Here is a 17,647-nt window from a genome sequence, read left to right as displayed (position 1 = left end):
GGCCGTGGCAGTTTTTTGATTAGAAGTTAGGAGGATGTGGTTTGCTTATTCGTTAAATCAGGACCGGGATTTGGGGGGATTTGCCGGATTGATGGATTTTTCTTACTTCCCCCGATCCGTGTCCTCACGGATCGTATTGGATGATAGTTAATGAACGAATGGCCGTGAGGCCACGGCCACGGGTGGCAAAAAAATCCTGCCAATCCTTAAATCCTATGAATCATGGTTCAAATATATTTGCTTCCCTGTACCACGCCTTTGCTCAAAATCCTTTGATCGATATAATACTGGATCTCTGATTTTTTTAATCCCCAGTTGGGGGCAATGAGCAGTTCGCGGTCGCTGAGACCGAAGAGGCGTTGGATTACGATATCCGGGCGAACAAGCGGGAGCAGCTCGCACAGGAAATCGGCATATTCTTCTATGCCAAACAGGTGAAACGGTTCGCGTTTATATTTCACGCCCATTACCGAGCCCTCAACAATATGCAGGTGGTGGAATTTTACAAATTTGATCTGCCTGAAACGATTGATCTCATCGGCATATTTCAGCATCATTTCTTTGGTCTCCCATGGGAAACCGAAAATGGTATGCACGCAAATATCCAGCTTTGAATTCTCGACCAGGCTCAGGGCTTTTACCAGTTCTTCATGGCTGCAGCCGCGGTTAATCTGGTTCAGGGTATCGTTATAGATACTTTCCATCCCCATTTCCAAATCAACATCAAAACGGTCGGTATAGCTTTCCAGCAGGGCAATCTTTTCAGCGTCGATACAATCGGGACGGGTTCCTACCGAAAGACCTACAATATCCTCGGTGCCGTAGCTCAGGGCTTCGTCATAAAGCATTTTAAGGTAATGCGCCGGGGCGTAGGTGTTGGTATTGGGCTGAAAGTAAATAATAAACTTATCGGCCTTGTTGCCTTTACGGGCACGCTCCATACCTTCCTCAACCTGCTGGCGCACAGTAGGGGCATTACGACTAACCGATGGCGTAAACGAATCAACATTACAATAGGTACAACCACCGTAGCCTTTTGAACCATCGCGGTTAGGGCAGGTAAAACCACCATCAACAATTACTTTAAACACACGATGGCCTTTGTATTTTTCCTTAAGCCATGGCCCGTAATTGTTATAGCCTTTTTCCCAGGTTGTTATTGTTTGCTGTTCCACTTTGCTTTCTTTTTGATGATTTCAAGATTGTATCGTGATTATCATCGGTTAAAGGGGCAAAGATAGTGAATTTTGATGAGGTAGAATTTACATCCAAAACCCTCACCATTAATATAATCGTTTACCAGTTTATAAATGATTAGCTTTGAAAAAACACGTTCTTTAATTAAAAGCTTATGAGCCTAAAAAAGCCGGGAGATAATCCCCATACCAGAAAATCCGTTCCCACCACTCCACAAATTATTCACCCCAATTTAAATATTAAATAGATGGCCGCTAAATCATCAGAAATGCAGGCCCGTGAGTTTGTATATGACCTTGACAATTGTGCCAGCGAATATGGGTTTGGCAAAGAGGACTTTTGGCAAGTAAACCTTGTTACCGAAAAGGATAAACTAAAGCTGGAAAAAACGTACTATCCAATCATGTCGGTGCCTGTGGCCGCGGAAACCATTCCCGTAATCCTTTCCCTTGTACAGGGCAAACTTGTTAAATTTAATGGTATGGAATTGCCTGCAGGTAAATCTGTTGCTATTAAAGATACGCAACAATACCTGGTGGCCTATAACCTCAAACGAACTTTTTGATTATAGTTGGGTCTTTAATTCACCTTCAAATAAGTCTTTTTATATGTAGTAAGGATCTCGGTTATTTTGGATGGATCGCGTTTTTCAAACAGATGGATGATCCATACTGTAAAGCGTAACATGCCCACTGGGTTAACAATACCCAGGCCTAGTTTATTAATGTCGTTATCCCTGCTGGCTATCTGCTTGGGGTAATCATCTCCGGTACGGGTAAACAGGTCTTCGGCAAAGCACCAGGCGCCGTCGCGGGCGTTGCTGAGGGCAAACTGAATGAGGATGGAGTTATTTTGCGCATGCAGACCGGCTAGCGATAACAAGGGCGAAATCTGGTTCAGTTCGCTGATCACCTCGTAAGTAAGGGCCGAAAGTATGGTGTTGATGGAATTAAAATCCTTATGAACCTCGGTTAACGGCTGGTTAAGTTTGCGGGCTACCTCTACAACGGCAACACCCAAATCAAGATTGATATGCGCGTTCATGCCTATAAGCAGGTGCTGCAATACCAATTTTGATGATTTATCAAAAATGCCGAACGCCAGCTGCCAGCAATTGGAATAAGGCTGTTTCTGCTGCCAGGAATGATAGGCGGCAATATACCTGTTAGCGAAGATCACATCTAACTGCTCCATACGCGCCGGGTTTTCAAATTCGCCGTTTTGGATGCCTTCCCTTACCTTGCAGGTAACCTTATGGTACAGCGCGGCGAAAAAACCGGCCCGGCTGTCTGTTTTTATGGCATCGGCAATAATGGCTTCCAGTTGTTCAATGATCTGGTCAATAGTTTGAGCTTTTGCAGTAGGTTCCATAGCGGGCAGATAAGTCCAGGTAAATAATTGCAATTTAAAGGTAGCAGTTTTGTTGATAGCTTGTACATCAGGTTTTTATGTTGAACAGGCTAAACACAATTAAAAATACGCCGATGAGCAGCAAACCCCAATACACATATCTGAAAAATGAAGCATTGCCCAGTTTATGATTGAGGTATCGCCCTAAAAAAATCGCCGGAAAAACAGCCGGAAGCGATACCATAAAATATTTTAATACTTCGGTGGTGATTAGTCCTTTAAAAATATAACCCATTACCCCAATTAAGCTTGCCGGCAAAAAATAGCCCTGAAGTGTGGCCCTGAAATCTTTAGCGCTCCATTTGCGCATGTTACCATAAACAACCAGCGGTGGCCCGTTAACACCATAGGCTCCTCCCAAAACTCCCGACAAAAAACCACAGATAAATAGCCAAAATTTGCTATCATGATGAAGTTGAAAGCTGTTTTTACCAAACATGGCATATAACGAGTAAAGGATGATGAGCGTGCCCAGCCCGGTTTTTACCCAAAGCTCGTTACCATATATCAAAATAAGTACACCAATGGGTATACCGGGTAAGGCAAAAAAGATGAGCCATTTTGCGCTGTTCAACTGGATTTTGCTATGATCCTGGATCACCACAACCAATGCAACCAAAACAGAAATAAGTACCGAAAGCGGAACGGCAACACCAAGAGGAATAAATATACTTAGCAGCGGTACAGCTACCAGCGATTCGCCAAAGCCAAAGGTTGAACGTACCAGGGTGGCAATGAAACTGATGATAAAAATGTAAAGAAAAACAGTGTACATATTGATGTTTATTAAACCTATTGATCATTTGCCTTAGTGGCATAATGATCAATAGGTTATTATTTTTTATGATTTAATTGGTGCCTCGCTTTGGAGCCAGAACGGAATCGACAGAAAACATACCACCTCCCGAAATCAGTAGCGAGATAAGCGCGGCGATGTACAATAAATTGATCTCATATCCCGGCGGACCGAAAATTGGTCCGTCGGGAGTTAAGCCGATGGTTTTTACCGAACTGTAACCATAATTAATTTGGATGCCGAACATGGCTACAAGCATGATACCGATAAGCGGCAAGGCGGTGATGCTTACCGCAAACCCGATAAACATGGCCAAGCCGCCGATCAGTTCTGTTAAGGTAGAGATCCACGCCAAAGCATGAGGAAAAGGTACATGGATTTGAGCCAGCAGGTTTCCGAAGGCTTCGGGGCCTTTAATCAGTTTGGCCCAGCCGTGTGCCATGAAACCGAAGCCAACAGTCATCCGCAAAAGCAGGGGAGCCATTTGCCGGTAATTTTTGCCGGCTATAGAAAAAATAGGATTGATCATGATTTTTAAATAACTGATATGCGGCGATCATTCAGCTGCGTTACACGCTAATGCAGCTGCGGATTGCAGCAACAATAGCGGCACCAACCGAATGACCATCAAAAAAATGTGAAATACAAATAGCCGCGAGGGCTAAGATGGAATGCATTAATCAAACTACGGCGCAATTGACTGCCGGGCGATAAGCATTTGAAAAAGGGTGGATTCAGATGAGCAATGCCCTGTTTGCCAAATAAAGCGGAATAGCGCTTAAGTTACAGACAGGGGTGTAAGGGTATAAAACAATAAGCTTTTTTAACAGGACAATCCCTGCAAAAAATACTACCGCTACAACAACCGCCAGCAGTAAAGGGACTGCTGTTTTTGATACAACCTCCTGGTAGGGGATAATTTTATCGCCGCTATTGTAGGCGTTGCATACATCCTCAACAATGGCCTTAATATCGCGCGGTGCCTTTTGCTCCTTGTTTTGAGATGCGTGGCTGGCGAGCGAGCACAAAACATTCCTTACCGGGCAATAACCAAGCACCAGGAAAACCACCATCATCATTAGGCTTAGTGCCTGGCGTAGTGATTTAATGTTTTTGCTTTGTGTCATTGCTTTGATAACAATTGGTTGTTGTATTGATTAAAGCGGTATCACAAAGATAGCATGTTTTGAAGAAGTGTTTTGTAACAAGATGATGAGAGAGGGCTGGAGCTAACAGGAGCCGGTAGCTCATACATTGACACTTAAGATGGATTTATGAGGATTGGGCCGTGCGATTCCCTCCCTGGGAGGGTGCAGGGAGGGGTTTCAGCGAAATACGTTCCATTTGTTTAAATGGCGTATAAACCCCTCCCCGCCAACACGCGATCCTGCCGCACCCCTCCCAAGGAAGGGAATTGCTTTTTAACAGACTATTATTTTCAATAAAGAACAATACACGCAACTTCCCCGCACAGAATAAACAAAATGTATTGTCTTATTAATTAATGAGTTATATTTATAACCGGATTTCTTAATGTTCTACATCAACCTTTACCTATGACTACAGAACAGTTAACAACAGACATAGACGACCTTAAAAAAGAGCTTGCCAAACTCAAAGAAACTTCGGACGAGGAGAAGAAGAAGGATTTTTGGCTCAAGTTTTTTTCTTCCATCTTTTTGCCGCTGGCTATCACGGCATCGGGCTATTGGTTTTCGCAGGCCATCAAAAAGCAGGACATGGAGCAATCGCGCGATCATGATGCCGTGGCTAATCAGCAGTACCAGCAGCAGATGCAGCTATCTATCCAAAACCAGCGCCTGGAAACCTATAAGTTTGTTACCCCACTGCTGGATATTATGGTGAACAATCCCGATCCGCAGAAACGGGTTTACGCAGCCAAAGTTATTACCGAAGTATTACCGAACGATGCCCCGGAGCTTTTAAAAACGGCAATTACTTCCGATCCGGCAAATACCAAAAAATATCAAACCGCTTTAGATAGTACGCAGGGTAAACTGGTGGCCGGTCTGTTTTCTGAAAACGCCTCCACCCGTACTAACAGCGCCAACGATATTATGGTAAACTGGTATAAAACCGCAAGCATTGTACCCCAACTGGTGGACTACGCATCACAAAATATGAACAACGCCAATGGGATATTTAATACCGTAGTTGTGCTGCAAAATATGCACGGCAGCGTTTTAAAAGTTAACAAAGCCAAAATCCAGGATTTTTTACAAAAGGTAATGAAGCTGGATAATATGCATAATACCGTAGCGAACGCCAAAGATTTGTATAAAGCTTTGAATACTTTGTAGCCGTTTAGGTATTTTTAGTCGATTTATCTTCTCTCTTTTTTATAAAAACCATCCATAAGGCCACATAATGCCGTTTCTCAGGCAGATGTGAGTTAAAAACCATTTTAACTTTATCGGCTGTTTATAGGATATAATAATAAAATCCTAAATTTTTAACCATTGGGTAATGATAATCATAAAAATGCGTCTACAGTACTATAAAGCAAGGTTTTAGTAAAACTTTAAGGAATTTTTTCCGTTCTTGTTATAGTATTAATTAATTATTCACCTAAAAATTAAACAATATGATTACGTTATTGATAGCACTTACTGCAAGTGCGATATGCGGGTTTTTTATAGCGCACAGTACAGATGAAAATGAATGTTAAATGTAATAGGTTAAGCGTAGTAATTATGTAAAAGGCTAATCGGAAACGGTTAGCCTTTGTTGTTAGGTGGCAAATAAAATATATTATTGCTATTATTCTATTCTTTTGGCATCCAAGGCGGTACTTTGTAGCAAATATACTTACGTTAAAAAATCAAAAAATTGGGACACCCCATTTGTTACAAGATCCGGGTGTAAGCTAAATACCACCCTGGTTTGCATAATAACACTGATCAGCAGGCATGCCATCCATACCGCAAACCATTTAAGCGGCAGCCTGGTATCGGTAACGGCCTTTAAAAAGAATAATACCATCACCAGCATGGCTAAGGCCATGGCAAAGGTAAATTGCTGCCAGCTGCTAATGGGGAAAAACCTGAACGCGTAGGTGGAGTACATGGCGCAACTGCCCGCCAGCGCGGCAAATGCCGTACGCCTGATAAAAATCCATTTATTTTCTTCAAGCATCACGAGGGCGGCTATAGTGATAACCACCCATTTACTCGCGGCTACAATGTTGGATAATAATATAGCCCCGGGCGTGGCCACGTAGCCAAACTTTTGCTCAATAAACCAGGCAGTAATTATAACAGATACAGCAAAATAAAGGATAGCGGTTACGGCGTTCCAGGTGTTGTTGGGCATTTAAATTAGGGTTCGGGGGATTAGGGTGATAAATGTATGTATTTATAATTTAATACGAAAGGAGCCTTTACCTAAAATCCTTGTTTATATATCCCCCCCTAAACAACAATAGCGACAGGATTACCCGTCGCTATTGCCTTATATTATATAGGTGTAATTAATTACAAACCGAAAGCTGCTTTAACCTGGTCAACGTAATCAAGTTTTTCCCAGGTAAACAGTTCAACTTCGCGCTCCAGTTTGCTGCCGTCGTGGCCAACAAAAGTTTTGGTAACAACTTCGTTTGGTCTGCCGAAGTGGCCGTAAGCCGCGGTTTCGCTGTAAATTGGGTTACGCAGTTTAAAGCGGGTTTCAATAGCGTAAGGGGTCATGTTAAAAATGCCTTCCACTTTTTTAGCGATCTCGCCGTCGTGCAGGTCAACTTTAGCAGTACCGTAAGTGTTTACGTAGATACCCATTGGCTGTGCAACGCCTATAGCGTATGACACCTGTACCAGTACCTCATCGCATAAACCGGCAGCAACCAGGTTTTTAGCAATGTGGCGGGTAGCATAAGCAGCCGAGCGGTCAACCTTTGATGGATCTTTACCAGAAAAAGCACCACCACCGTGAGCGCCTTTACCACCGTAAGTATCCACAATAATTTTACGACCGGTTAAGCCGGTATCGCCATGCGGACCGCCGATCACAAATTTACCTGTTGGGTTAATGTGGTATTTAATTTCGTCGTTAAAGAAGTGGGCATATTTAGGGTATTTAGCCTTAACACGCGGGATCAGGATGCTGATGATATCAGCTTTGATCTTAGCCAGCATAGCTTGCTCTTCTTCAAAATCGTCATGTTGGGTTGAGATAACGATGGCGTCGATACGTTGCGGTTTGTTGTCATCGCTGTACTCTAAAGTAACTTGTGATTTTGCGTCCGGACGAAGATATTTGATCTCGTTGTTTTCGCGGCGGATAGCTGCAAGCTCAATTAATAAGGCGTGAGCGATATCAAGGGCAAGCGGCATGTAGTTGTCGGTTTCAACTGTTGCATAACCAAACATCATACCCTGGTCGCCGGCACCCTGCTCTTCTTTAGCGGTGCGGTCAACACCCTGGTTAATATCGGGCGATTGTTCGTGGATGGCCGAAAGCACACCGCATGAACTGCCGTCAAACATATATTCGCCTTTGGTGTACCCGATCTTGTTGATCACCTCGCGGGCAATCTTCTGTACATCCAGATAGGCTTTTGATTTTACTTCGCCGGCTAAAATAACCTGGCCTGTGGTTACCAGCGTTTCGCAGGCAACTTTCGATTCGGCATCAAATGCTAAAAAATGATCAATCAGCGCGTCCGAGATCTGATCAGCTACTTTATCCGGGTGACCTTCTGATACGGACTCTGAAGTAAATAAATATGACATAAAATTTAAATAAGTAAAATTAAAATCGAGTGGGAGGGCTTTAAGACGGATCGAGCGGTAAAAAGAAGCATGGTTTTAGCACTTTTTTACGTGGTTGCAATCCGGCCCCATCGTAAAAGGAGCATTAAATCAGTCCACATTCGGGCGGTAAAAATAAAACAAATTTCACAAAGCCGAAAATACATTTACTTTTGGCGATTGAAATAATATATATAGTTGAAACGGAAAGCGTTATTTATAATAAACCCAATTTCGGGCGGGAAGAAGAAGGACGGGGTGCCCGAACTGATCAAGGATACTGTTGATGCAGCTGTAATGGAGCCGGTTATAGCTTTTAGCGACGGCGTGGCGCATGCAAGGGTTATCGCGTCAGAAGCAGTTGGTAAGTTTGATACCGTGGTGGCAGTTGGCGGCGATGGTACAGTTAATGAGGTGGCATCGGCCATTGTGGGTACCGATACCTCGCTTGGTATAGTGCCTTTTGGCTCAGGTAACGGGCTTGCAAGGTTTTTGGGCATTCCGATGGATACCAAGGAAGCTATTAAAAACCTGGCGACTGGCCGAGTAGAAGTTATTGATTCGGCCAGAATTAATGGGCAAGCTTTTTTTAATATGGCGGGTATGGGTTTTGATGCCCATATCAGCGAGATCTTTTCGCATGGTAAAAAGCGTGGATTTATCAGTTACATTAAATCATCTATAAAAGAGGTGATTGGCTATCAGCCGCAAAACTATCATCTGGATATCGACGGTAAGAATTATGATTACAAGGCTTTTATGCTTAGTATAGCTAACTCATCGCAATATGGCAACAATGTTCATATCTCGCCTAAGGCAAGTTTGCAGGATGGTTTGCTGGATGTTTGTGTGATCAAACCATTCCCGTTATGGAGATTCCCGGAAATGAGTTTGCGCATGCTGGTTAAAGCAACCGAAAGTTCAAAATATGTGAAGATCATCCGCGGAAAACAGATCCTGATAAAAAGAGAACATACCGGCCCCATCCACCTGGACGGCGAACCGCAGATGGCAGGTACGGGTATAGATATTAATATCCTGCCAGAGTCGTTAAAAGTAATAGTAGGCCCCACATTTAAAAATTAATAGTATGGCTAAGAAAAATTTTACAGGCGTAGTTTACTCAACCGACCCTGATTTTCAATACCAGGAAAATGGGGGAGGGGATGCCGAAACATTACCACCACAGCAACAAAATCTTAAAATATACCTTGATCGTAAAGGCGGTAGTAAACTGGTTACACGTATCAGCGGCTTTATAGGTACCGATGCCGACCTGGAGGCGGTTGGGAAAAAGCTGAAATCTAAATGCGGAGTTGGCGGTTCAGTTAAGGATGGTGAGATCCTGATTCAGGGTGATTTTAGGGACAAAGTGTTAACTTTACTCCAAACCGACGGCTATAAAGCTAAAAAAGCAGGCGGATAACATTAAATAAACATTATAAACCGTAGTTTAACAGAATTATTTGAAAGGCGCAGTTTTAAACAAAAGGCAAAACTATGTGTTACAAAGCTTGCATCGTAGTTAAATATAGCAGCTATGTTTTAGCAACTTTGAAAAAAAGTGCCCGATTTTAGCTTGGTAACACAAATTTTATATGTTATCACTTGCTATTTTTAAAAAAAATGGTTTTCATTGCAAATAATTGTGTTGGTAACACACAATAAATTTGTATTGTTGCGTTTATAAACACCAACAATACACAGAATGATATTCTGTATTAAAAAATTGTAAAGAATAACATAAATGGTTTTTTTAATTCAATAAAATTCTATTTTTGTTATTCCCAACAAACAGCGCATTTTAACTAACTTATAAAATAAACAAAAACAAAAACTAAAAATTCAAAAGTAATGGCAAACGCACCAACAAAACCAACTACTCCTGTTAAGAAAGAAAGCTCAAGTGCATCGGGCATGTTTGCTTCTTTAACTATTCCAATCTGTCTGGCAGTAGCTATTTTAATATTCGTTTTCATCCTTGGTGATCCAAGCCACTTCAAAGGCGGCGACGTAGTTAACGGATACCCTTCTGATATCTTCGGCACAATCCACAAAGGTGGTGTAATTGTACCTTTGATCATGTCATTTTTATTAATGGTTATCGTTTTCTCAATCGAGCGCTTCGTAGTTATCGGTAAAGCTTCTGGTACTGGTAGTGTTGACGGCTTTGTAAGGAAAATTCAAGCTCTTTTAAATGCTGGTAACATTGCAGGTGCTTCTGCAGAGTGCGACAAACAAAAAGGTTCTGTTGCAAACGTTATCAAATCAGCATTGAAAAAATATGGTGAAATGGAAGCTGAAACAGGTCTTGACGTAGATCAAAAAACTTTAGCTATCCAAAAAGATATCGAAGAAGCTACAGCTTTGGAAATGCCAATGCTTGAGCAAAACTTAACTATCATCGCTACATTAGTATCTATCGGTACATTAACCGGTCTATTAGGTACGGTTGTGGGTATGATCGGTGCGTTCTCTTCATTAGCAACAGCAGGTGTACCTAACCAGGTTGAACTTTCTTCACACATCTCTGAAGCTTTGATCAACACTGCATTCGGTATCAGTACTTCAGCTATCTCAATTATCATGTACAACGTGTTTACATCAAAAATTGATAAATTGACTTACGCTATCGACGAAACTGGTTTCAGCATCGTTCAAACATTTGCAGCTTCGCACAAAAACAAATAAAAATATAGTAGTGCTTATGCCTCATGCACAATAAGTTAGGGGCAAAATAGTTAATACTGAAACACTATATATTTTTAAGAAATTTAACATGGCAAGGATAAAAGTCCCAAGAAAGAGCACCGCAATTGACATGACCGCTATGTGCGACGTGGCGTTCCTGTTGCTTACTTTCTTTATATTAACTGCAAAAGTAAAAACCGAAGATCCGGTACCTATCGATATACCAAAATCTTCAATCCAGCAGCCGGTACCAGAATCTGACTTTGCTACAATCTCTGTAGGTGCTCAAAAAGCATTCTTCGGTGTTGAAGGTGTTGATATCCGTAAGGAAACATTGAACCAAATGGGTTCAATTTATCACATGACTTTTACTCCTGAAGAGCAAACAAGGTTCTCTACCATCACTTCATTTGGCGTGCCAATGAGCCAATTAAAGCAATTTATCGCTTTGACTGCTGATCAGCAAAAGAAATATGCCCAGCCGGGTATACCTCGTGATTCTGTATCAGGTGAATTAACTAACTGGATCCGCCAGGCCCGTATAGCTACAAAAGCTTTACATAACAAGGAGCTTCGTTTAGCTATTAAAGGTGATAGCAAAGAAGAATACCCGGTTATTAAGGATGTTATCGGTATTTTGCAAAAGCAAAAAGTTAACAAGTTTAGTTTAATTACGGATTTGGGAAGTGCCGGTGGTGCTTCTAAAAAATAAAAGATCATGGCAGAATTAGATACCTCCGGGGGAGGCAAACACAAAGGCGGGAAGGTTCGCAGTAAAAAGCAATCAACCCGTGTAGATTTAACCGCGATGGTGGATTTGGCTTTCTTGTTGATCACCTTCTTCATCATGACCACTACGCTTGCGAAAGCAAAAGCGATGGACTTGGCCATGCCTGATAAAGATGAGAAAACGAAGGATCAGATGGATATCGCCGCTTCACGTTCAATGACCATTTTATTGGGCAGCGACGACAAATTGGAGTGGTATATCGGTGAGCCAGGAAAAACCCCGCCAACAATTGACAATTTCGGTCCGGATGGATTGCGTAAAACGTTAATTGAAAAAAGCAAAGAAGTACAGCAAAAAACAGGCAAATTTATGTTTGTTGTTATTAAGCCAAGCGATAAGTCAAAATATAGAAATATGGTGAGCACGCTTGACGAAATCAACATTGCCAATATTCAAAGTTATGGTATTGTTGATATATCTCAACCGGAGATTGACCTGTTGAAGAAAGACGGCCTGTACAACGATAATAAATAGTATTAAATAACGTTATTAATTTCCATTAAAGCCTTAACAGATGTTAGGATCAAAATTAGACATACTAAAGCAGGAATGGATCGACGTTGTTTTTAGTAATCGTAACAAGGCCTATGGCGCTTACGAGCTAAGGAAAGACAATTCAAAAAATACAAGTAAGGCTTTAATTCTTGCTATTGTGTTCTTCGTTTTTGTGGTTTCTTTGCCTACTATCATCAACAAGATCAAAGGTCTTATCCCTGAGAAAGACCAAAAGGTGAAGATAACAGACGTGGTTCTGTTACCTCCGCCACCGGTTGACCAAACCAAAAAACCACCTCCGCCGCCACCTGAACCACCAAAACCAAAGGTAGACCAGGTACGTTTCCCTCCTCCGGTTGTAAAACCAGATAACGAGGTTAAGGAGAAAGATCCACCAACAGTAAAAGAACTTGCTGTGGCAGATCCAGGTCAGAAAGACCAAAAAGGTGATCCTAACGCCGACATCAGGATTGATGAGCCGGTAGGTAACTCAGACGTTAAACAAGTGGTAGAAGCCGATCCTAACCAGATCTTTACTTCGGTTGAGCAAGTTCCTGAATTTGCCGGCGGTTTAGAGAAATTTGGTCAGTACCTGAGCAAAAACATCAGGTATCCGGCTGTAGCACGTGAAAACAATACACAAGGTCGTGTAATTTGTACTTTCGTTGTGGAAAAAGATGGTTCTTTAACAGACATTAAAGTTGTTAGGGGCATCGGCAGCGGTTGCGACGAGGAAGCGGTTCGTGTATTGAAAAATTCACCAAAATGGAAACCTGGTATACAAAACGGTCGTCCGGTACGTGTACAGTACAGCGTTCCAATCAGCTTTACTTTAGCATCTGAAGAATAAAGAATGCCATTTAATTACAATAAAGAGCAAAAATCGCCCAAAAGGCGGTTTTTGCTTATTTTAGGAACCGCTGCATTTATTTGCTTCGTGGTTTTAGGTCTCATGATCATGTTCTGGGACGCCCTCCCGTTGCAGATGCAACATTATCAACGTTTACTTTTCGGTGGGTTCATTATATGTTACGCGGTTTTAAGGTTTTCAAGATTGTTTAAGAAGGATCAGTATGAAGATTAAATTACAGGTTGTATATGTATCGGTTTTAGTTGCTTCATTAGCCGGTTTACAGGCATGCAAGCAAAAGCAAGTAAAATCTGTACCAACCGATAGCTTCAACGCCGGAAAAGCAACTTTTGTGGCCGATGAATCGTTTTCGCCTATAATGGGACAAGAAGAGTATGTTTACAGAAGCCGGTACCCCAACGCCGATCCTGTTTTTGTTTATAAAACTGAAAACCAGGCTGTAAATATGTTGTTAAATGACAGTGTAAGGGTTGCGGTATTATCGCGTGATCTGGATACTGCGGAACGTAATATAATTACCCGCCGTTCGTTGAGTGTTGAAGTTGTGCCATTTGCGGTTGATGCCGTTACATTAGTAGTGAACAATGCATCAAATGATACTACCATTACAATAGCCCAGTTAAAGAAGGAACTTAACGGGCAGGGTAATGGAAATAAAACTATCGTTTTTGATAATCCAAACTCAAGTTTGGTAAGATATTTGAAGGATTTCTCTGGTAATAAGGAGTTTAAGCAGAAAAATATTTACGCGCTTAAATCGAATATTGAGGTTATTAAATACGTAAGTGAGCATCCGGATGCATTGGGAATTATAGGGTTTAGCTGGCTTAATAACCCGGAAAAGGCTTACGCTGATTATGTTAATAAGGTGAAAATTGTAGGTGTTAAAGACGAGGGCAATAAACAGTATGCCAACGAGTATTTTAAACCTTCGCAAGAATCGCTTGTCTTAAAACAGTACCCTTTGAGCAGAACTTTATATATGGTTAACTGCTCAAGTAAGAACGGATTAGCGGCCGGATTTGTTACGTTCTTAGCGAGTGATGTGGGGCAGAGAATTATTTTAAAATCAGGTTTATTGCCTGATTCAATTCCGCCAAGAGAGATAAATTTAAAAAGTAAACTATAACTAAATAAAGATGAAAATGATCAGTAAAATAGCTAAGGCTTCATTAGGACTGGTATTTTTAGGTTCATCATCAGTTTTTGCGCAAAGTCTTGCCGACGCCAAAAAAGCTATTGACGCCGAACAATATCAGAAAGCAGAGTCGATGCTCAAAACGCTTACTACAACTCAGCCAACTAAAGACGAGAACTTCTTTTACCTGGGTTGGGTGTACATTAAACAGGACTATTCTGATTCGGCGAAAGTCGTTTTCAATAAAGGGATTGCTGCAAATCCAAAATCAGCATTAAACTATGCAGGTTTAGGTGCTGTTGCCCGTTTAGATAAAGACAACTCCGGTGCTACTACTAACTTTAACCAGGCTATTTCTTTAGCCGCTAAGGATACAAAACCTTATACTTATGTAGGTTTATCTTATTTATTGCCTACAACTACTGATAAGAAAGTAGCCCCTGCCGATGCTGATGCTGCTATCGCTGTACTTACCAAAGGAAAAGCTATCAATGCAAAAGACGTTGATTTGCTTATAGCTTTAGGTGATGCTTACCGTTCAGTTTTAAAAAGCAACGAAGCTTACTCAAACTACTCTGACGCTTCTACACTTGATCCTAAAAACCCTGCGGCTAAAGTTGCAACAGGTGTATTGTACAAATTCGCTAACAACTTTGACGGTTCTGAGCAACAGTTTAAAGATGCGTTGGCTATCAATGCTAACTATGGCCCTGCTTACCGCGAGTGGGCTGAAACCGACTTGCGTTGGTCATTAACTGATCCTAAAATGGCTTCAGCTAAAATCAAAGAAGCGGTTGATCACTACAAACAATATTTGAGCTTAACCGATCAGTCTGTAGAGTCACAAATGCGTTATGCAGACTTCCTGATCCTTGCAGGTGATTACAAAACCTTACAACAGGTTGCTACTGATTTGTCAAAATCAGCAAGTACAAATGCAAGGGTTTACCGTTATTTAGCTTATGCAGCTTACGAAAACAAAGATTACTCAAACGGCTTAACCGCTATCAATACCTGGTTCCAGAAAGCAGATCCAAAACGTGTTATCCCTCGTGATTACTTGTACCTGGGCCGTTTACAGATTGCTCTTAACCAGGATTCTGTTGGTATTATCACACTGCAAAAAGCGCTTACCCTTGATAGCACTCAAACCGATGTTTATGCTGAGATAGCTAAATCATATTTCCGCCAAAAGAAATATGCACAGGCTGGTGACGCTTACAGGGAAGTTACCGTTAAAGGTGGTCATAGTGTTAAATTAACCGACTACTTTTACGAGGGTATCAGCTATTACTATGGCTATGATACAAAAACACCTAACGATTCGTTACTTACCCGCGCCGACAGCGCATTCAGCTACGTGATTGCTAAAACAGCGACTGCACCATTTGCTGATGCATTCTTGTATCGTGCGCGTGTTAACGATCTAAAAGAAAAAGATCGTAATAACATTTCAGGTTATGCGAAGCCATACTACGAAAAGTATATTGAAGTAGTTAACGCAAAAGGCGCCCCTGACGAGAAAACTAAGAAGAATTTAGCAGAGGCTTATGCTTACCTGGGTACTATTTACCAGTATAAAGAAAAAGACGATGCTAAAGCATCTGAAAACTTTGCTAAAGCGCGTGAGCTGGATCCTGCCAACAAAAGTGCTGCAGCCTATTTTCAACACAAAGGTGGTGCCGGAAAAGGTAAATAATAAAATATCAAATTGATTGAAGAGGCCTCTTGAAAAAGAGGCCTTTTTTGTTTGCCTGATTTGGGAATTGATTTTTGAGTGCCAGTTTGCTATCAAGATTAATAATGAATTACAGAAATGATTGATAAGCTTGTAAAACACACTTTTTTATTATTAAGGCATTAGTATATTTGCAGCATGGAAGCACAAAGTTTACCGGTTAATTATTTACCCATCATATTTCAAATGGTGGTTGCTTTAGGGTTTGTGGTAACAACTATGTTTGTAACACACAAAATTGGCCCTAAAAGGAAAACAAAAGATAAGCTGACCCCGTTTGAGTCGGGTATTGAGGTGGTAGGTAACGCCCGTACACCAATCTCCATTAAATACTTCCTGGTAGCTATCCTGTTTGTGTTGTTTGATGTGGAGGTAATATTTATGTATCCGTGGGCTGTAAATTTCAAGGCTTTAGGTACTACCGGCCTTATAGAAATGTTCATTTTCATGGCTACGCTTTTACTGGGTTTTATCTACGTAATAAAAAAGGGTGCTTTAGATTGGGATTAAATTTAGATTGATTCTAAATATACCCCCTGTACACCCGTAGTGTACATTTTACATCGTTATTATTGTAAATTTGCTCTCATTATCTGCATTTAGCAGATAGTGTTTTTCTCTATCAATTTAGTTCAATGAGTGATATTCAATTAGTTGATGCCCCTGCCGGAGTTGAAGGCGCCGGGTTTTTTGCTACCTCGCTTGATAAAGTAATAGGTATAGCTCGCTCAAATTCATTATGGCCTTTACCTTTTGCTACTTCATGCTGCGGTATTGAGTTTATGGCCACCATGGCATCTCACTATGATCTTTCGCGTTTTGGTGCAGAGCGTTTGAGCTTTTCACCACGTCAGGCAGATTTGTTGATGGTTATGGGTACCATTGCTAAAAAGATGGCCCCTGTACTTCGCCAGGTTTATCTACAAATGGCCGAACCACGTTGGGTTATGGCTGTTGGCGCTTGTGCTTCAAGCGGTGGTATATTTGATACTTACTCCGTTTTACAAGGTATTGATGAGGTTATCCCGGTAGATGTTTATGTACCAGGCTGCCCGCCAAGGCCGGAGGCGATTATTGATGGTTTTATGAATATTCAGGAACTGGTTAAAACAGAATCTCTCCGCAGAAGGAATGAGCCTAAATACCAGGAATTGTTAGCTAAATACGGAATCCAATAATGGCTAAGATACCTAACGAACAGCTTATAAAGGCTATAGCCGATAAATTTGATACTTCAGTAACGGTTATTGGTGAGCCGTACGAACTGCTTACTGTAGAAACCGGTCGTGAAACAATCATTGATCTGCTATCGTTTCTGAAAACAGATCCTGAGCTTAAGTTCACTTTCCTGACAGATATTACAGGTATCCATTACCCTGAGCAGGAAAAGCCGATAGGCATTATTTATCACCTGCACAGTTTAACAACTAATACCCGTATCAGGATCAAAGTGTTTTTAGAAGGCACTGATGTGCACATTCCAACAGCTACTGTACTTTGGGATGGTGCTAACTGGATGGAACGCGAAACTTATGATTTTTTCGGGGTTATTTTTGATGGGCATCCTGATCTTCGTCGTATTTTGAACGTAGATGACATGACCGCTTTCCCAATGCGCAAGGAATTTCCGCTGGAAGATCCTAACCGTGTTGATAAAAAGGATTTCTATTTCGGAAGATAGTAAAATATAGAATTAAGAAATTGAGAATCGAGAAACAAGAGTTTGAGAATTAAGAAGTAAGATCAAGTCTTCATTCT

Annotated in this window: 20 protein-coding genes; 13 read left to right on the top strand and 7 right to left on the bottom strand. The window is 41.4% G+C overall.

All coding sequences use genetic code 11. The features are described from left to right. Positions 1-227 precede the first annotated feature (227 nt). Positions 228-1,175 carry a tRNA modification radical SAM protein MnmL/YtqA gene (gene mnmL, locus DUL71_RS15540; RefSeq protein WP_244228292.1) on the bottom strand — a complete coding sequence of 316 codons (948 nt, stop codon included), beginning with the start codon at positions 1,173-1,175 and terminating at the stop codon, positions 228-230. A gap of 269 nt (positions 1,176-1,444) precedes the next feature. Between mnmL and DUL71_RS15535 the strand changes: the two genes are divergently transcribed. Next, positions 1,445-1,762 (top strand): hypothetical protein, encoded by a 318-nt coding sequence (locus DUL71_RS15535; RefSeq protein WP_114938956.1) that lies wholly within the window; start codon positions 1,445-1,447, stop codon positions 1,760-1,762. Between the two features lie 14 nt (positions 1,763-1,776). Here DUL71_RS15535 and DUL71_RS15530 read toward each other — a convergent pair whose 3' ends face one another. The 4 genes from DUL71_RS15530 to DUL71_RS15515 form a co-directional block, all read right to left on the bottom strand. Further along, the gene (locus DUL71_RS15530) at positions 1,777-2,568 is read right to left on the bottom strand and encodes a DUF5995 family protein (RefSeq protein WP_114938955.1); all 792 of its coding nucleotides are present in this window, start codon (positions 2,566-2,568) and stop codon (positions 1,777-1,779) included. Between the two features lie 67 nt (positions 2,569-2,635). Continuing rightward, positions 2,636-3,382, bottom strand: coding sequence for a sulfite exporter TauE/SafE family protein (locus tag DUL71_RS15525; RefSeq protein ID WP_114938954.1), 747 nt, complete (start codon positions 3,380-3,382; stop codon positions 2,636-2,638). Positions 3,383-3,455: 73 nt separating this feature from the next. Next, positions 3,456-3,932, bottom strand: coding sequence for a DoxX family protein (locus DUL71_RS15520; RefSeq protein WP_114938953.1), 477 nt, complete (start codon positions 3,930-3,932; stop codon positions 3,456-3,458). Between the two features lie 205 nt (positions 3,933-4,137). After that, positions 4,138-4,530 (bottom strand): hypothetical protein, encoded by a 393-nt coding sequence (locus DUL71_RS15515; RefSeq protein ID WP_114938952.1) that lies wholly within the window; start codon positions 4,528-4,530, stop codon positions 4,138-4,140. Between the two features lie 429 nt (positions 4,531-4,959). On the opposite strand from DUL71_RS15515, the gene DUL71_RS15510 reads away from it, so the two are divergent. Then, positions 4,960-5,724, top strand: a complete 765-nt coding sequence (locus tag DUL71_RS15510) for a hypothetical protein (protein ID WP_114938951.1) — start codon at positions 4,960-4,962, stop codon at positions 5,722-5,724. Between the two features lie 508 nt (positions 5,725-6,232). On the opposite strand, the gene DUL71_RS15505 is transcribed toward DUL71_RS15510, so the two are convergent. Both DUL71_RS15505 and metK read right to left on the bottom strand, forming a co-directional pair. After that, positions 6,233-6,736, bottom strand: a complete 504-nt coding sequence (locus tag DUL71_RS15505; RefSeq protein ID WP_114938950.1) for a hypothetical protein — start codon at positions 6,734-6,736, stop codon at positions 6,233-6,235. A 161-nt stretch (positions 6,737-6,897) separates the two neighbouring features. Beyond that, the gene (gene metK / locus DUL71_RS15500) at positions 6,898-8,148 is read right to left on the bottom strand and encodes a methionine adenosyltransferase (protein WP_114938949.1); all 1,251 of its coding nucleotides are present in this window, start codon (positions 8,146-8,148) and stop codon (positions 6,898-6,900) included. A gap of 216 nt (positions 8,149-8,364) precedes the next feature. On the opposite strand from metK, the gene DUL71_RS15495 reads away from it, so the two are divergent. The 11 genes from DUL71_RS15495 to DUL71_RS15440 all read left to right on the top strand — a co-directional run bounded on the left by DUL71_RS15495 (position 8,365) and on the right by DUL71_RS15440 (position 17,570). Then, on the top strand, positions 8,365-9,252 hold the full coding sequence (locus DUL71_RS15495; RefSeq protein ID WP_114938948.1) for a diacylglycerol/lipid kinase family protein: 888 nt from the start codon (positions 8,365-8,367) through the stop codon (positions 9,250-9,252). 4 nt (positions 9,253-9,256) lie between these two features. Then, positions 9,257-9,592, top strand: a complete 336-nt coding sequence (locus DUL71_RS15490) for a translation initiation factor (RefSeq protein WP_114938947.1) — start codon at positions 9,257-9,259, stop codon at positions 9,590-9,592. Positions 9,593-10,020: 428 nt separating this feature from the next. Next, positions 10,021-10,857, top strand: a complete 837-nt coding sequence (locus DUL71_RS15485) for a MotA/TolQ/ExbB proton channel family protein (RefSeq protein ID WP_114938946.1) — start codon at positions 10,021-10,023, stop codon at positions 10,855-10,857. An 88-nt stretch (positions 10,858-10,945) separates the two neighbouring features. Further along, positions 10,946-11,569 carry an ExbD/TolR family protein gene (locus DUL71_RS15480; protein ID WP_114938945.1) on the top strand — a complete coding sequence of 208 codons (624 nt, stop codon included), beginning with the start codon at positions 10,946-10,948 and terminating at the stop codon, positions 11,567-11,569. Between the two features lie 6 nt (positions 11,570-11,575). Further along, positions 11,576-12,121, top strand: coding sequence for an ExbD/TolR family protein (locus DUL71_RS15475; RefSeq protein ID WP_112575908.1), 546 nt, complete (start codon positions 11,576-11,578; stop codon positions 12,119-12,121). Positions 12,122-12,161: 40 nt separating this feature from the next. Next, entirely contained in the window at positions 12,162-12,992 is an 831-nt protein-coding gene (locus tag DUL71_RS15470) for an energy transducer TonB (RefSeq protein WP_112575909.1), read from the top strand. Positions 12,993-13,215: 223 nt separating this feature from the next. Then, the gene (locus DUL71_RS15460) at positions 13,216-14,142 is read left to right on the top strand and encodes a PstS family phosphate ABC transporter substrate-binding protein (protein ID WP_114938944.1); all 927 of its coding nucleotides are present in this window, start codon (positions 13,216-13,218) and stop codon (positions 14,140-14,142) included. Between the two features lie 10 nt (positions 14,143-14,152). Beyond that, positions 14,153-15,850: a tetratricopeptide repeat protein gene (locus tag DUL71_RS15455; protein ID WP_114938943.1), complete on the top strand. Its 1,698-nt coding sequence runs from the start codon at positions 14,153-14,155 to the stop codon at positions 15,848-15,850. 177 nt (positions 15,851-16,027) lie between these two features. Beyond that, the gene (locus tag DUL71_RS15450; protein WP_090533920.1) at positions 16,028-16,399 is read left to right on the top strand and encodes an NADH-quinone oxidoreductase subunit A; all 372 of its coding nucleotides are present in this window, start codon (positions 16,028-16,030) and stop codon (positions 16,397-16,399) included. Between the two features lie 125 nt (positions 16,400-16,524). Beyond that, positions 16,525-17,067: an NADH-quinone oxidoreductase subunit B gene (locus DUL71_RS15445; RefSeq protein ID WP_091175781.1), complete on the top strand. Its 543-nt coding sequence runs from the start codon at positions 16,525-16,527 to the stop codon at positions 17,065-17,067. Next, on the top strand, positions 17,067-17,570 hold the full coding sequence (locus DUL71_RS15440) for an NADH-quinone oxidoreductase subunit C (RefSeq protein ID WP_114938942.1): 504 nt from the start codon (positions 17,067-17,069) through the stop codon (positions 17,568-17,570). The genes DUL71_RS15445 and DUL71_RS15440 overlap by 1 nt, the downstream gene beginning before the upstream one ends. Positions 17,571-17,647: the final 77 nt, after the last annotated feature.

This window comes from Mucilaginibacter endophyticus, from assembly GCF_003351025.1.
Lineage (GTDB): Bacteria > Bacteroidota > Bacteroidia > Sphingobacteriales > Sphingobacteriaceae > Mucilaginibacter > Mucilaginibacter endophyticus.
This window is presented reverse-complemented; position numbering and strand designations above follow the sequence as displayed.

Bases quoted from the DNA above. Each gene is read 5' to 3' on its own strand.
- DUL71_RS15535 (WP_114938956.1), top strand. From the start codon at position 1,445: ATGGCCGCTAAATCATCAGAAATGCAGGCCCGTGAGTTTGTATATGAC.
- DUL71_RS15530 (WP_114938955.1), bottom strand. From the start codon at position 2,568: ATGGAACCTACTGCAAAAGCTCAAACTATTGACCAGATCATTGAACAA.
- DUL71_RS15525 (WP_114938954.1), bottom strand. From the start codon at position 3,382: ATGTACACTGTTTTTCTTTACATTTTTATCATCAGTTTCATTGCCACC.
- DUL71_RS15520 (WP_114938953.1), bottom strand. From the start codon at position 3,932: ATGATCAATCCTATTTTTTCTATAGCCGGCAAAAATTACCGGCAAATG.
- DUL71_RS15515 (WP_114938952.1), bottom strand. From the start codon at position 4,530: ATGACACAAAGCAAAAACATTAAATCACTACGCCAGGCACTAAGCCTA.
- DUL71_RS15510 (WP_114938951.1), top strand. From the start codon at position 4,960: ATGACTACAGAACAGTTAACAACAGACATAGACGACCTTAAAAAAGAG.
- DUL71_RS15505 (WP_114938950.1), bottom strand. From the start codon at position 6,736: ATGCCCAACAACACCTGGAACGCCGTAACCGCTATCCTTTATTTTGCT.
- metK (WP_114938949.1), bottom strand. From the start codon at position 8,148: ATGTCATATTTATTTACTTCAGAGTCCGTATCAGAAGGTCACCCGGAT.
- DUL71_RS15490 (WP_114938947.1), top strand. From the start codon at position 9,257: ATGGCTAAGAAAAATTTTACAGGCGTAGTTTACTCAACCGACCCTGAT.
- DUL71_RS15485 (WP_114938946.1), top strand. From the start codon at position 10,021: ATGGCAAACGCACCAACAAAACCAACTACTCCTGTTAAGAAAGAAAGC.
- DUL71_RS15480 (WP_114938945.1), top strand. From the start codon at position 10,946: ATGGCAAGGATAAAAGTCCCAAGAAAGAGCACCGCAATTGACATGACC.
- DUL71_RS15475 (WP_112575908.1), top strand. From the start codon at position 11,576: ATGGCAGAATTAGATACCTCCGGGGGAGGCAAACACAAAGGCGGGAAG.
- DUL71_RS15470 (WP_112575909.1), top strand. From the start codon at position 12,162: ATGTTAGGATCAAAATTAGACATACTAAAGCAGGAATGGATCGACGTT.
- DUL71_RS15460 (WP_114938944.1), top strand. From the start codon at position 13,216: ATGAAGATTAAATTACAGGTTGTATATGTATCGGTTTTAGTTGCTTCA.
- DUL71_RS15455 (WP_114938943.1), top strand. From the start codon at position 14,153: ATGAAAATGATCAGTAAAATAGCTAAGGCTTCATTAGGACTGGTATTT.
- DUL71_RS15450 (WP_090533920.1), top strand. From the start codon at position 16,028: ATGGAAGCACAAAGTTTACCGGTTAATTATTTACCCATCATATTTCAA.
- DUL71_RS15445 (WP_091175781.1), top strand. From the start codon at position 16,525: ATGAGTGATATTCAATTAGTTGATGCCCCTGCCGGAGTTGAAGGCGCC.
- DUL71_RS15440 (WP_114938942.1), top strand. From the start codon at position 17,067: ATGGCTAAGATACCTAACGAACAGCTTATAAAGGCTATAGCCGATAAA.